The sequence below is a fragment of the Nocardiopsis sp. LDBS1602 genome (assembly GCF_035818715.1).
Lineage (GTDB): Bacteria > Actinomycetota > Actinomycetes > Streptosporangiales > Streptosporangiaceae > Nocardiopsis > Nocardiopsis alba.
This window is the reverse complement of sequence record NZ_JAYLVW010000002.1, coordinates 438,631-451,480: the sequence shown is the minus strand read 5'-3', so window position 1 is coordinate 451,480 and position 12,850 is coordinate 438,631. Positions and strand designations below refer to the sequence as shown.

General features: G+C 70.5%; 12 protein-coding genes. 3 read left to right on the top strand and 9 right to left on the bottom strand.

All coding sequences use genetic code 11. From position 1 onward, the window contains the following. Nucleotides 1-67: 67 nt before the first annotated feature. From U9J66_RS10140 to groES, 3 genes are all read right to left on the bottom strand, one after another. Nucleotides 68-718, bottom strand: a complete 651-nt coding sequence (locus U9J66_RS10140) for a sigma-70 family RNA polymerase sigma factor (RefSeq protein ID WP_376737577.1) — start codon at nucleotides 716-718, stop codon at nucleotides 68-70. 204 nt (nucleotides 719-922) lie between these two features. Then, nucleotides 923-2,527 carry a chaperonin GroEL gene (groL, locus tag U9J66_RS10135; RefSeq protein WP_014913507.1) on the bottom strand — a complete coding sequence of 535 codons (1,605 nt, stop codon included), beginning with the start codon at nucleotides 2,525-2,527 and terminating at the stop codon, nucleotides 923-925. 106 nt (nucleotides 2,528-2,633) lie between these two features. Beyond that, nucleotides 2,634-2,942 (bottom strand): co-chaperone GroES, encoded by a 309-nt coding sequence (groES, locus tag U9J66_RS10130; RefSeq protein ID WP_014910929.1) that lies wholly within the window; start codon nucleotides 2,940-2,942, stop codon nucleotides 2,634-2,636. Nucleotides 2,943-3,169: 227 nt separating this feature from the next. On the opposite strand from groES, the gene U9J66_RS10125 reads away from it, so the two are divergent. Both U9J66_RS10125 and U9J66_RS10120 read left to right on the top strand, forming a co-directional pair. Next, nucleotides 3,170-4,429 (top strand): class I SAM-dependent methyltransferase, encoded by a 1,260-nt coding sequence (locus tag U9J66_RS10125; protein ID WP_326337578.1) that lies wholly within the window; start codon nucleotides 3,170-3,172, stop codon nucleotides 4,427-4,429. Nucleotides 4,430-4,817: 388 nt separating this feature from the next. Next, complete coding sequence (locus U9J66_RS10120; protein ID WP_326337577.1) at nucleotides 4,818-7,061, top strand: hypothetical protein; 2,244 nt, start codon at nucleotides 4,818-4,820, stop codon at nucleotides 7,059-7,061. A gap of 84 nt (nucleotides 7,062-7,145) precedes the next feature. Here the strand turns inward: U9J66_RS10120 and U9J66_RS10115 are convergent, their stop codons facing one another. The 6 genes from U9J66_RS10115 to alr form a co-directional block, all read right to left on the bottom strand. Then, entirely contained in the window at nucleotides 7,146-8,102 is a 957-nt protein-coding gene (locus U9J66_RS10115) for a zinc-binding dehydrogenase (RefSeq protein WP_326337576.1), read from the bottom strand. Nucleotides 8,103-8,216: 114 nt separating this feature from the next. Then, nucleotides 8,217-9,248: a tRNA (adenosine(37)-N6)-threonylcarbamoyltransferase complex transferase subunit TsaD gene (gene tsaD / locus U9J66_RS10110; protein WP_017533341.1), complete on the bottom strand. Its 1,032-nt coding sequence runs from the start codon at nucleotides 9,246-9,248 to the stop codon at nucleotides 8,217-8,219. Continuing rightward, nucleotides 9,241-9,678 carry a ribosomal protein S18-alanine N-acetyltransferase gene (gene rimI, locus U9J66_RS10105; protein WP_086003583.1) on the bottom strand — a complete coding sequence of 146 codons (438 nt, stop codon included), beginning with the start codon at nucleotides 9,676-9,678 and terminating at the stop codon, nucleotides 9,241-9,243. Before rimI ends, tsaD begins: the two co-directional genes overlap by 8 nt. Nucleotides 9,679-9,701: 23 nt before the next feature. Further along, nucleotides 9,702-10,373 carry a tRNA (adenosine(37)-N6)-threonylcarbamoyltransferase complex dimerization subunit type 1 TsaB gene (gene tsaB / locus U9J66_RS10100; protein ID WP_017533339.1) on the bottom strand — a complete coding sequence of 224 codons (672 nt, stop codon included), beginning with the start codon at nucleotides 10,371-10,373 and terminating at the stop codon, nucleotides 9,702-9,704. Between the two features lie 11 nt (nucleotides 10,374-10,384). After that, nucleotides 10,385-10,897, bottom strand: coding sequence for a tRNA (adenosine(37)-N6)-threonylcarbamoyltransferase complex ATPase subunit type 1 TsaE (gene tsaE / locus U9J66_RS10095; protein WP_026124772.1), 513 nt, complete (start codon nucleotides 10,895-10,897; stop codon nucleotides 10,385-10,387). Between the two features lie 115 nt (nucleotides 10,898-11,012). Beyond that, nucleotides 11,013-12,140: an alanine racemase gene (alr, locus tag U9J66_RS10090; RefSeq protein WP_017533337.1), complete on the bottom strand. Its 1,128-nt coding sequence runs from the start codon at nucleotides 12,138-12,140 to the stop codon at nucleotides 11,013-11,015. Nucleotides 12,141-12,230: 90 nt separating this feature from the next. On the opposite strand from alr, the gene U9J66_RS10085 reads away from it, so the two are divergent. Next, complete coding sequence (locus U9J66_RS10085; RefSeq protein WP_014910172.1) at nucleotides 12,231-12,842, top strand: DUF6069 family protein; 612 nt, start codon at nucleotides 12,231-12,233, stop codon at nucleotides 12,840-12,842. The last annotated feature ends 8 nt before the right edge of the window (nucleotides 12,843-12,850 follow it).

The window sequence follows — 12,850 nt, the reverse complement described above, 5'->3', positions numbered from 1 at the left end:
GTGGACGAAACGGTTCGGACAGGAACGCGGTCCCGGCCCGGGCCTGCGCCCGTGTTCGAGGGAGCTTCTATGGGAGGACGCGGTTCGCCAGGGCCACCTTCCGAAGCCGAGCGATAGCTCGGTGCTGGGCAACCCGTACCGCCCCTGCCGACATTCCAAGGAGATTTCCCGTCTCGTCCGCTGTCAATCCTGTGATCACCCGCATCACCAGCAGTCTTCGCTGCTGTTCGGGCAATTCGTCGAGGAGGTCTCTGGCCCGCTGTGCCTCGATCACGCGCACTGCGGACTCCTCGGGCCCCGGCCCCTCGTCCGGCTGTTCGGGCACGGTGTCGGTGGGGACCGTCTCCACCCGACCCGCCACACGGAGGGTGTCCGCGACCTTGTGCGCGGCGATGCCGAACACGAAGGAGGCGAAGGGCCTGCCTCGGTCCTGGTAGCGGGGGATCGCCGAGAGCAGGGCTATACAGACCTCCTGCGCGACGTCGTCGGAGTAGTGCGCCAGCCCCGAGACCCGTGCCAGGCGACTGCGACAGTACCTGACCACCATGGGCCGGACCTCGCGCAGTAGCGAGTCCATGGCACTGTCATCTCCTTGGACGGCGAGCGAACCCAATCGGTTCAAACCCGTCTCACGCGATTCGGGGGCCGCCCCCTCGTGTTCCTTGGGCGTCCCTGTCCGCTGCGCGGTAACGCCTTCCCGGGCGCCTGCATCCGTCACGTTACGAATGATGCCCGCACCACGGGACCCAACCACTCCAAACGGCAACTACAGAATGGTCACATTTTGGGAAAATAGGCTGAAATCGCCACCACATCGACCCTGTTTTTCGCCCTCAGCGTGGTAATGAGCGGGGGTGGGACGCCGTGGCGCCCCACCCCCGCTCGAGGTCATCGGTACGGAAACGTACCCGACCCGACGCTCCTAGTGAGCGTGGCCGTGACCGTCGTCGTCGCTCTCCTCGGGCTTGTCCGCGACCAGCACCTCGGTGGTCAGCAGCATGCCCGCGATGGAGGCGGCGTTCTGGACGGCGGAGCGGGAGACCTTGACCGGGTCGAGGATGCCCTCGGCGGTCAGGTCGCCGTAGGTGCCGGTCGCGGCGTTGAAGCCGTGGCCGACCTCCAGCTCGGAGACACGGTGCGTGACGACGTAGCCCTCGGCGCCCGCGTTCTCCGCGATCCACCGGGCGGGCTCGACCAGGGCGCGGCGGACGATCGCCACACCGGTGGCCTCGTCACCGGTCAGGCCCAGGTCGCCCAGGGCGGTGGAGGCGTGCACCAGGGAGGCGCCGCCACCGGCGACGATGCCCTCCTCGATGGCCGCGCGGGTCGCCGAGATGGCGTCCTCGAGGCGGTGCTTCTTCTCCTTGAGCTCGACCTCGGTGGCCGCGCCCACGCGCAGCACCGAGACGCCGCCGGCGAGCTTGGCCAGACGCTCCTGGAGCTTCTCGCGGTCCCAGTCGGAGTCGCTCGCCTCGATCTCGTTGCGGATCTGGCGAACGCGGTCCTCGACCTCGGCCTGCGCGCCGGCACCGTCGACGAGCGTCGTGGCGTCCTTGGTGATCGTGATGCGACGGACGCTGCCCAGCGCGTCCAGCTCGGCGTTCTCCAGGGTCAGGCCGACCTCCTCGGAGATGACCTGGCCGCCGGTCAGAACGGCGATGTCCTGGAGCATGGCCTTGCGGCGCTCACCGAAGCCGGGCGCCTTGACGGCGGCGACGTTGAGCATGCCGCGCATCTTGTTCAGCACCAGGGCGCCCAGGGCGTCGCCCTCGACGTCCTCGGCGATGATCAGCAGCGGCTTCTTGCTCTGGACGACCTTCTCCAGGAGCGGCAGCAGCTCGTTGAGGTTGCCGATCTTGCCCTGCGAGATGAGGACGAGGGCGTCCTCCAGGACCGCCTCCTGGCGGTCCCCGTCCGTGACGAAGTACGGGGAGATGTAGCCCTTGTCGAACTGCATGCCCTCGGTGAAGTCGAGCTCCAGACCGAAGGTCGGGGCCTCCTCCACCGTGATGACGCCGTCCTTGCCGACCTTGTCGAAGGCCTCGGCGATCAGGTCGCCGATCTGGGCGTCCTGGGCGGAGTTGGTCGCCACGTAGGCGATGTCGGAGCGCTCCTTGATCGGAACGGCGCGCTCCAGGAGGGTGCGCGACACCTCGGCGGCGGCGGCGTCGATGCCCTTCTTCAGGGACATCGGGGAGGCGCCGGCGGCCACGCTGCGCAGGCCCTCGCGGACCAGCGCCTGGGCCAGCACGGTGGCGGTGGTGGTGCCGTCGCCCGCGGCGTCGTTGGTCTTGGTGGCGACCTCCTTGACCAGCTGGGCGCCCAGGTTCTCGTAGGGCTCGTCCAGCTCGATCTCACGGGCGACGGTCACACCGTCGTTCGTGATGGTGGGGGCGCCGAACTTCTTGTCGATGACGACGTTGCGGCCGCGCGGGCCCAGGGTCACCTTGACGGCGTCGGCGAGACGGTTCACGCCCTGCTCGAGAGCGCGGCGGGCGTCGTCCTCGAACTCCAGGATCTTCGGCATCTGTGGTGTTTCCTCTTAGCGGTGTGAGGTCGAAACGAGAACATCCCGCCCCGCCCGGCTTCGAAGGCCGACCGGTGCGGGATGTTGAGGGCTCAGTAGCCGAGGACTACTTCTCGACGACCGCGAGCAGGTCGCGAGCGGAGAGAACCAGGTACTCCTGGCCGTCGTACTTGACCTCGGTGCCGCCGTACTTGCTGTAGAGGACGACGTCGCCGACCTTCACATCGAGGGCGACGCGCTTGCCGTTGTCGTCGAGGCGACCGGGACCCACGGCCAGGATCTCGCCCTCCTGGGGCTTCTCCTTGGCGGTGTCCGGGATGACCAGACCGGAGGCGGTGGTCTGCTCGGCCTCCAGGGTCTTGACCACGACGCGGTCCTCGAGCGGCTTCAGCACGGTCTTGGTGGCGGTCGACACTGTGTGACCTCCCCCTTCAAGGTTTCGGTGTCCTGAACATCGGCCCGTGCGGTGGCACGGACCGGCTATGTAAAAGGGGCGACCGCGGCGGCCTGTCGTCGCGGGTGCCAGACCGGCCTCGTCGCGTTTAGCACTCTACCCCCGAGAGTGCCAGAATGGAAATGTGGCGAGGACCCCTCCCGTAGGGGGCGGCCACCTACCCCGTCGTGCCCATCGCAGGAGGATCCATGCGCCTTCCCGCCTTCTCGGCCCTGCTCACCGACGCCGGGCGGGAGATCATCGCCGGCGTGGATCCGTCCGAGGCGGCCCGGAATCCGCTGGCGACCGCCTCCCACCTGCGCGAAGATCCGGCCGTGGCGGCGCTGTCCCCGGAACTCCCCGTCTCCGAGCTGGTCAACGCCGTGATGACCCAGGTGGGGCTGCGCGAGCGGGGGCGCGCCAAGTTCGGAGAGCGCGCACGGGGGATGTTCTTCACCCCCGACGGTCTCGAACAGTCCACCCGGGGCTCGGTGGCCGCCTATCGCGCGGCGAGGATCGCCGCGACGTCCGCCGTCTCCCTGGACGCGGGCGACCTGTGCTGTGGGATCGGCGCGGACCTGCTGGCCCTGGCCGAACGGGGGGTGAGGGTCGAGGGGGTGGACGCCGACCCCCTCACGGTGGCGGTGGCCCGCGCCAACATCGAGGCCCTCGGACTGGAGTCGTACGCCCGCGTCCGTGAGGGCGACGTGAACGACGTGACCCCGGGCGCCTACCCCCTGCTGTTCTGCGACCCGGCCCGTCGGGGCGGTCGTGGCCGGGTGTTCGACCCGGCCGCCTACTCCCCTTCGTGGGACGTGGCCACCGATCTGGCCGAGAGGGCCGAGGCGGCCTGCTTGAAGGCCGCCCCCGGGATCCCCCACGAGGTGCTCTCGCCCGCCGCCTCCGCCGAGTGGATCTCGGTGGACGGGGAACTGAAGGAGACGGCCCTGTGGTTCGGGGCCCTGGCCGGGGGGCCGAGCCGGCGGGCGACGGTCCTGCACGAACGCCCGGGGCTGCTGGAACGCGAGGGGGCGATCGCCCACCTGGACTCCGATCCCGACGTCGGCCCGGCTCCGGTGGACGCCCCACGTCGCTACCTCTACGACCCCGACCCCGCCGTGGTGCGTTCGCACCTGGTGGCGGAGGCGGCCGCGCGCGTGGACGGCGCGCTGTTGGACGAGCGCATCGCCTACTTCACCTCGGAGCGGGCGGAGGCCTCGGCTCTGTGGCGCGTGCTGGAGATCGTCGAGTTCGCGCCGTTCTCCCTGAAGCGATTGCGTTCTTCGATTCGATCGCACAAGGCCGGAACGATAACGATCAAGAAACGTGGTTCGGCGGTGGACACCGAGAAACTCCGCCGTGATCTGCGGGCCTCCGGACCGGAATCCATGACCGTCGTCCTCACCCGGATCGGAGAAAAGCCCTTCTACCTGCTGTGTCGTAGGATCCCCGCGCCACAGGCGATCTGAGCGGACCCTCGACCCGGGGTGCGGATCGGCCCTCCGGCATTCGAAACGGCGGCCGGGAACCATATCGTTACCTATCCCACCGACATCTTTGGCGGTCTCCCCTGGCTCGCCCAAGGGATGTCGTTAAACTGGCGAACGCTGAATTCTTTCCCTTCTCATGGGCTCCCCCGGAAGGCCACGCTCGTCGGATCCGCTCCCCCGCGGTTCGTCCGGCGACGACCCGCACCCGCTGTGTGCACGCACGGTCACGTTTTCATCACGGTGAGACGCGACCGGCGCGTGACCACGCCCGCCCGGGGACCATCGAGAACCCGTCCCCCCGGTACCTCTCCACCGTCCGATGAATCCGGGTACGGACGGGAGCGCCAGAACCATAAGGAGCACCTCGGTGGAACAGACCAATCACAACTTCCTCAACGGGGGAGGTCAGGCCGGTGTCTCCGACCGGATGCGCGACCTCCTGTCCCAGGCCGCTCAGGAACACGTCTCGGAACAGAAGTCCCAGGGTGCCGTCAACGAGGAGATGCGTCAGCGCCTCGAGGGCATGGAGTGGCTGCTGCGCGAGCTGCGCGAGCGCGAACTCGTCTCTCTGGCCGAGTCGATCACCGCGGTCGACGGACGCATCGACGACTTCATGGCCCGCCCCCCGGAGTGGGCCGAGGCTCTCGCCGAGCACATCGAGGTCGTCGGACGACAGGTCAAGCCCCTGTCGGACATGTCCTCCCTCCGGGCCGACACCAACCGCATCGCCGGTCACCTCGACACCGCGCTGACCCGGCTCCAGCGCATGGCCGAGACGGGGACCAAGACCGCCGAGCAGCTCTCCGAGGTCGGCGAGCGCGTCACCGAACTGGGCGAGACCTTCGGGACCCGTCTGGACGCCCTCGACGCCGCCCTGAAGAGGCTGAACGAGCGGACCGAGGCCATCGAGACCTCGCTCGGCGCCGTGGACACCGCCCTCGGGGAACGCCACGAGGAGCTGACCACCACGGTCCGCACCACCCTGGCCGAGAGCAAGGACGAGCTCGCCGAGGCCATCGAGCGGAGCCGGGAGACCCTGGACACCGCCGTCCGCGAGAGCCGCGAGGAGCTGAACGCCACCGGTGTCAGGCTCGGCGAGGAGCTCACCACCGCCCTGACGGAGCGCACGGCCGAACTGCGCTCCCTGGTGGAGGAGAGCACCTCCGAGCAGAGCCGGACCCTGCTGGAGCGTCTCCAGGAGAACACCGGCGAACTGGGCGAGCGGTACGAGACCCTCTCCGAGGGGCTCACGGCGCTCGGCACCGCCGCCGAAGAGCGGCACACGGGCCTGACCGAGCGGGTCGAGGCACTGGAGACCGCCTCCACCGAACGCCACGAAGCCCTCACCACCAGGCTCACCGAGGCCGGCACCGCCGCCGAGGAACGGCACACGGGCCTGACCGAGCGGATCAAGGCGCTGGAGACCACCTCCACCGAACGCCACGAAGCCCTCACCGGCAGGATCGAGGCCACCGAGACCGCCGCCGCCGCGCGCGACGAGGCCCTCACCACCAAGCTCACCGAGAACGTCGGCCACCTCAGCACCCAGGCCGACGAGAACCACGCCGAGGCCACCGCCGCCGTCGCGGACCTCACCGGCACCCTCACCAAGATGCGGGAGACCCACGAGTCCTCCCTCACCGAGCTGCGCACCCACCTGCGTCAGCGGCTGGCCGAGCTCGACGAACAGATCGAGCTGGGTCGCACCGAGACCCGGGAGCACGCCGAGGCCACCGCCACGAGCCTGCGCGAGTCCGTGACCGAGCGGACCGACGCCTTGGCCGCGCGGGTCGCCGAGGACGGCGAGAAGGTCGCCTCCGACCTCACCCGGCTGCGTACCTTCGTCCAGGAGGCCCACGACAGGCTCTCCACCGAGACCGAGGAGCGCCACCGGACCCTCGCCGAGTCCCTCACCGAGCAGGGCGAGACCCACCGGACGGCGCTCGACGAGCGGCTGGAGCGTCACCGCGAGGCCCTCAACGGCAAGGTGGACAACCACCTGTCGCAGATCACCGGCAAGGTCGACCACGAGCTGGGCCGCCTGACCGACCGCTTCGACACCTTCGAAGGCCACTTCGAGGGCAGCTTCGAGAGCGTCGAGGGCAAGATCGACCGGGTCGACGGTCGACTCGACGGGGTCAACGGCCGGCTGGACGGCCTGGACGGCCGTGTCAACGGGGTCGAGGGCAAGTTCGAGGGCGTCAGCGGGCACTTCGAGGGCGTCGACGGCCGCATGGAGGCCATCGACGACCGCCTGGAGGCCCTCAACCAGCGTCTCAACCAGCTCCCGCAGACCCTGGAGGTCAGCGAGGTGCACCGTCGCCTCACCGAGCTGGTCGACCGCCCCCTCCTCGACCACTCGGGCAGGCTCGACGAGATCGACGCGCACGTCGTCTCGGCGGTCGAGCCGGTCCTGCGCGAGCTCAAGCAGCGTCCCGACCGTCACGAGTTCGAGGAGACCGTCACCGAGGCGGTCGAGAACTCGCACGACGACATCACCAAGCGGTTCTCCTCGCTGGAGGAGACGGTGCTCGCCCTGGCCGAGGCCCTGCTGCGCCCCGGTCGTGACGGCAAGAAGAAGCGCCGCCGCGACGAGGACGACGACGAGTGATCGATCCTCCCCTCACGGAGGAGCACGCGGGGCCCGGAGCGACGAACGCTCCGGGCCCCGCCCCGTTCCGATGGTCGGACCGGGTCAGTTCGTGAAGACGATCTTGCCGAAGACATCGCCCTCGGCCATGGCGCGGAAGCCCTCGGCGGCGTCCTTCAGCGGCAGGACCCGGTCGATCTCGGGTCGCAGACCGGTGCGCACGCACATCTCGGTCAGGGCCCGCAGCTCCTCCCAGGTGCCCATGGTCGAACCCAGCACCCGCAGCTGGAGGAAGAACACCCTGGTCAGCTCGGCGGGCGGGGCGTCTCCGCTGGTGGCGCCGCAGGTGACGATGGCGCCGCCCGGCTTCAGCGAACGGACCGAGTGCCTCCAGGTGGCCTGGCCGACCGAGTCGAACACCACGTCCACCCGCTCGGGCAGCCGCTCCCCCGAGGGCAGGGCCGCGTAGGCGCCCAGTTCCAGGGCCTTCGCCCGTTTGTCCTCGTCCCTACTGGTCACGTACACGCGATGGCCGACCTGGGCGGCGAGCTTGATGAGCGCCACCGACACCCCGCCGCCGGCCCCCTGCACCAGCACCGTCGATCCGGGCCGCAGGTCGGCCTTGTCGAAGAGCATGCTGTAGGCGGTCAGCCAGGCCGTGGGCAGACAGGCGGCCTCCTCGAAGGACAGTTCGGCGGGCTTGGGGAGGAGGTTGGCCTTGGGGACGAGCACCTTCTCGGCGAAGGTGCCGTCGTAGTGCTCCGACAGGAGGGAGAAACGCGGGGTGGCCCCCGGTGCGGCGGGTTCGGTGATCACGCTGTGCACGATGACCTCGTCGCCGTTCTCGTCGATCCCGGCGGCGTCCCCGCCCAGGATCATCGGGAGCCGGTCCTCCCCCAGGGCGACGCCGCGCAGGCTCCAGAGGTCGTGATGGTTGAGCGAGGCGGCCTTGACCCGGACCGTCGTCCATCCCTCACGGGGTTCGGGGTCGGGGCGCTCGCCGGCCTCCAGGCCGGAGAGGGGGTCGTCGGGCGCGATACGGGCTGCGGTGATGGCGAACATGCCCGTAGCCAACCACGGGCCCGGGCGTCGATTCCAGCCCCCGCCCGGGTTCGGGGGAACGTCGAGGGCCCCGTCGCGGTGGACGCGACGGGGCCCTCGTGGGCGGGAGACGGTTCACACCGCCAGCGGCGATCCCACCGGAAGCGATGTGTCCGTGGCCAGGCTCAGGGACGACGGCGGCAGCCCCGCCTTCACCACCTCGGCGCCCAGGGCGGCGATCATCGCGCCGTTGTCGGTGCACAGACGCGGACGCGGGACCCGCAGTTCGATCCCGGCCTCGGCGCAGCGCTGTTCGGCCAGGGCGCGCAGCGCCGAGTTGGCCGCCACTCCGCCGCTGATCACCAGCGTGCTCACGCCGTGCTCCACGCAGGCGTCGACCGCCTTGCGGGTGAGCACGTCCACCACCGACTCCTGGAAGCCGGCGGCGATGTCGGCGACCACCAACGGCTCGCCCCTGCGGTCGGCGTCCTCCACGTGCCGGGCCACGGCGGTCTTGAGCCCCGAGAAGGAGAAGTCGTAGGTGCCGTCGCCCCACTTGCCGCGCGGGAAGCGGATGGACTTGGGGTCGCCCTTCTGGGCGGCCCGGTCGATCGGCGGGCCGCCCGGGTAGGGCAGCTCCAGCAGGCGGGCGACCTTGTCGTAGGCCTCGCCGGCGGCGTCGTCGACCGTGTCGCCGAGCGAGACCACGTCGGTGGCCAGGTCGTTGACGAGCAGCAGCGAGGTGTGGCCGCCGGAGACCAGGAGGGCGATCGACGGCTTGGGCAGCGGCCCGTGCTCCAGCTGGTCCACCGCCACGTGACCGACCAGGTGGTTGACCCCGTACAGCGGCTTGTCCAGCGCCATGGCGTAGGCCTTGGCCGCCGAGACCCCCACCAGGAGGGCTCCGGCCAGGCCGGGTCCCGCGGTGACGGCGATCGCGTCGACGTCGGCGAGGGTGACCCCGGCGTTGTCCAGGGCCCGTCGCACGGTGGGCGTCATGGCCTCCAGGTGGGCGCGGCTGGCCACCTCGGGGACCACTCCGCCGAAGCGGACGTGCTGGTCGACGCTGGAGGCCACCGAGTCGCCGAGCAGCTCGCAGCCTCGGACCAGCGCCACCCCGGTCTCGTCGCAGGACGACTCGATCCCGAGGATCAACGGCTCACTCATGGCTTCCCCTCTCGGCGACGCGCCGCATGACGATGGCGTCCGCGCCCTTGTAGTAGCCCCGGCGGACGCCGATCTCGACGAAGCCGAACCGTCGGTACAGCTCCTGCGCGCGCGGGTTGTCCGAACGCACCTCCAGGAACATGTGGGTGACGCCGTACTCGGCGGCCCGGTCGAGGAGCCCGGTGAGCAGGGCGCGCCCGATGCCCCTGCCCCAGGAGCCCTCGGCCACGGCCATGGTCTGTACGTCGCCCTCGGGCGGCACGAAGCGCAGCCCGGCGTAGCCGACGATCGTGTCCTCGGCCTCGGCCACCACGTAGTGGCGGGTGCTCGTCTCGGCGAGCTCGTCGCGGAGCATGCCCTCGCTCCAGGCGTCGAGGGGGAACAGGGCCCGCTCCAACTCCATGACGGCGGGCACGTCGTCGGTGGTCATCCGTCGCAGGGACGGCGTCACGGTCACTTCACCCACTGGCGGACCTTCTTCGGGGCGCCGGGCTCGACGGCGTCGGGACGGCGCAGGTAGAGGGGGTCGGGGGCGGGGAGCTTCTCACCGAGGCGCAGACGCCTCAAGGCGAGTTCGGCCATGGCGGCGGCGTCCGGCAGCAGCGGTTCCTCGGCGGGGGCGCCCAGGACCTCGGAGTACATGCGGGCGCCGTCGCCGATCAGGGGCAGCCCCTCGGTGTCGATCTCGGCGGGCCGGGCGACCCGGACCTCGCCCACCCGGGTGAGGTGGTCGTCGTAACGCGCCCAGAACACCTCCTTGCGGCGGGCGTCGGTCATGCCGAGGAAGGGCTCGTCACGTCCGGTGGCGAAGGCCAGGGCGTCCAGGGTGACCACGCCGTGGCAGGGGATGCCCAGGGCGTCCGCGAGCGCGTGCCCGGTGGCCAGGCCGACCCTCAGGCCCGTGTAGGGGCCGGGGCCGACGCCCACCGCGATGTGGTCGAGGTCGGTCAGGGCGAGTCCGGACTCGGTGAGCAGGTCGCGCACCGTGGGGGTCAGGAGCTCGCCGTGGCGACGCGCGTCGACCGAGCTCGCGCTCGCTCGAAGGGTGAAGGCGCCGTCGGCGTCGGTCTCGCCGATCGCCGCGGTGACCGCCGGGGTGGCGGTGTCGAAGGCCAGGAGCAACACGGGTGTTCCGCCTATCCGCGCCCGGCGGCGGTGCCGGGCAATTCGATGTCGGCCCACCGGGCGCCGACCGGGCGCAGGTGGACGGTGCGGGTGTCGTCGGGGTGGCGTTCGATGCGGATCTCCAGCCGATCGTCGGCCAGCCCCTCGGCCACGCCCTCGCCCCACTCGACGACGGTGACGGAGTCGGGGAGGGTCATGTCCAGGTCGATGTCGTCGATCTCCTCGGGGCCGCCCAGACGGTAGGCGTCCACGTGGACGAGGGCCGGGCCCTCCGCCAGGGAGGGGTGGATCCGGGAGATGATGAAGGTCGGAGAGGTGACCGCCCCCCGCACGCCCAGGCCTTCACCCAGGCCCTGGGTGAAGGTGGTCTTGCCCGCGCCCAGCGGCCCGGAGAGGATCAGCAGGTCTCCGGGGCGGGCGAGGGCGGCGAGGTCACGGCCGAGCGTGCGCATGGCGTCGTCCGTCGCGGCGGTGACCGTGTGGACGTGGGACACGCCCGCTGTGGTGGCTGTGGTGTCTGTCATCGGGCTCGCAGCTTGTTCGGGTGGTGGATCGATCGACGATCGGACGCGCCGAAGTTCCCTCTTCACCCAGGTTAGGCCGGGTGAAGGAGGTTCGTGACCGATATCGGGGAGTGCGTCAGTGACCGCCGACATACTCCCGGGGCACGCGGGTGCCGATCCTCGTGACGATCTCGTACGGGATGGTGTCCAGGACCTCGGCCCATTCCTCGGCGGTCGGGACGCCCGGGGACTCGGCCGGGTCGCCGAACAGTACCGCGTACTCGCCCGCCTCCACGGCGTCGTCCTCGACATCCACAACGAACTGGTCCATGCAGACTGTTCCCGCGATGGTCCGGCGGCGCCCTCCCACGAACACGGGACCCTTGTTGGTGGCGGCGCGGGGGACGCCGTCGGCGTAGCCCAGCGGCACCACGGCCAGCGTGGTCTCACGATCGGTGACGTACCGGTGTCCGTAGGAGACGCCGCTGCCCTCCGGGACGCGCTTGGTCAGTGCGATCCTGGATTCCAGGGTCATGGCGGGACGCAATCCGGGCACGTCCAAATCCGGGATCGGGCAGAGACCGTAACTCGCGATCCCCCCGCGGACCAGGTCGTACCTGGCCTCGGGCACGGTGAGCAGCGCCGCCGAGTTCGCGATGTGCCGCACCTCGGGGGTCAGCCCCGCCTTCTCGACCAACGCCAGAGCCTGGTCGAACACGTCCAGCTGTGCCCGGATCGAAGGGTGGCCGGGCTCGTCGGCGCAGGCGAAGTGCGACCAGACGCCGCTGACCTTGAGGACCCCCTCCTCCTCGGCGCGCGCCGCGATCTCCACGACCGACTCCCAGTCGGAGACGGCGACCCCGCCGCGGTTCAACCCGGTGTCGGCCTTGAGCTGGACCCGCGCGACCCGTCCCAGACGGCGTGCCTCGGAGATCACCGTGTCCAGGACGGCGCGGTCGCTGACGCCCAGGTCGATGTCGGCCTCGATCGCGTCGCCCACCGCTTCACCCGGCGGAACGATCCAGGACAGCACCGGGACGGTGATCCCGCCACGGCGCAACTCCAGCCCCTCCTTGATCAGGGCCGTCCCCAACCAGGTGGCGCCACCCGTGATGAGGGCGCGCGCCACGGGCAGCATGCCGTGGCCGTATCCGTCGGCCTTGACCACGCCCATGAGGGGCGTACCGCCGGCGATCTCACGGAGCAGCCGGGCGTTGGAGGCGATCGTGTCCAGGTTGACGCGAGCGTGCGCGAAAGGAGCCATGCCTCCAGTGTTCCACGCGTGGGTTACCGCCTCGGAGCTGCGGGTATGTGGCTTACGACCGAGTTAGCGCCCTCTTTTGGGGATATCGGCATGAACGAAAACGGAAGTGAACGAGCCGTCGACGTCACCCGGCTCTGGTCCGGCGGACTGGCCACCGCGGTGGTCGCCGCGTTGGTCATCTTCGCGGGGACCCTGATCGTCCGCGGGGTGTTCGGAATCCCGGTGTTGGCCCCCGAGGAGGCCGGCCACCTGGGAGACGCCGGAACGGTCGGCTACGCGCTCATGGCGGGCATGGTCGCCCTGTTGGCGACCGCGCTGCTGCACCTGCTGTTGCTGTCGGCACCGCGGGCGCTCTCGTTCTTCGGCTGGATCGTCGGTCTGGCCACGGCCATCGCGGCCGTCACGCCCTTCACCCAGGGCGCCGAGCTCTCCAGCCAGATCGCGACCGGACTGATCAACCTGGTCTGCGGTATCGCGATCGCCTCGCTGCTGAGCGGCGTGGGCCGGAGCGCGCTCGTCCGTCGCCGCGGCGACCGACCCGTCCCACCGCAGCGCCCCGCGCTGCGGCACGAGGGGGTCCTGCCCGACATCGAGCAGGAGGAGTACGACCCCACGCGCTATCGCGCGATGGACGATGACGCCGAGTACGAGCACAGGCGCGCCGAGGAGGAACGCGCCCGCCACGGCCACCGCGACATCTAGCGCACGAA

Excerpts from the sequence above, each read along its gene's own strand:
- groL (WP_014913507.1), bottom strand. The coding sequence starts at position 2,527 with ATGCCGAAGATCCTGGAGTTCGAGGACGACGCCCGCCGCGCTCTCGAG.
- U9J66_RS10125 (WP_326337578.1), top strand. The coding sequence starts at position 3,170 with ATGCGCCTTCCCGCCTTCTCGGCCCTGCTCACCGACGCCGGGCGGGAG.
- U9J66_RS10115 (WP_326337576.1), bottom strand. The coding sequence starts at position 8,102 with ATGTTCGCCATCACCGCAGCCCGTATCGCGCCCGACGACCCCCTCTCC.
- tsaD (WP_017533341.1), bottom strand. The coding sequence starts at position 9,248 with ATGAGTGAGCCGTTGATCCTCGGGATCGAGTCGTCCTGCGACGAGACC.
- rimI (WP_086003583.1), bottom strand. The coding sequence starts at position 9,678 with ATGACCACCGACGACGTGCCCGCCGTCATGGAGTTGGAGCGGGCCCTG.
- tsaE (WP_026124772.1), bottom strand. The coding sequence starts at position 10,897 with ATGACAGACACCACAGCCACCACAGCGGGCGTGTCCCACGTCCACACG.
- alr (WP_017533337.1), bottom strand. The coding sequence starts at position 12,140 with ATGGCTCCTTTCGCGCACGCTCGCGTCAACCTGGACACGATCGCCTCC.
- U9J66_RS10085 (WP_014910172.1), top strand. The coding sequence starts at position 12,231 with ATGAACGAAAACGGAAGTGAACGAGCCGTCGACGTCACCCGGCTCTGG.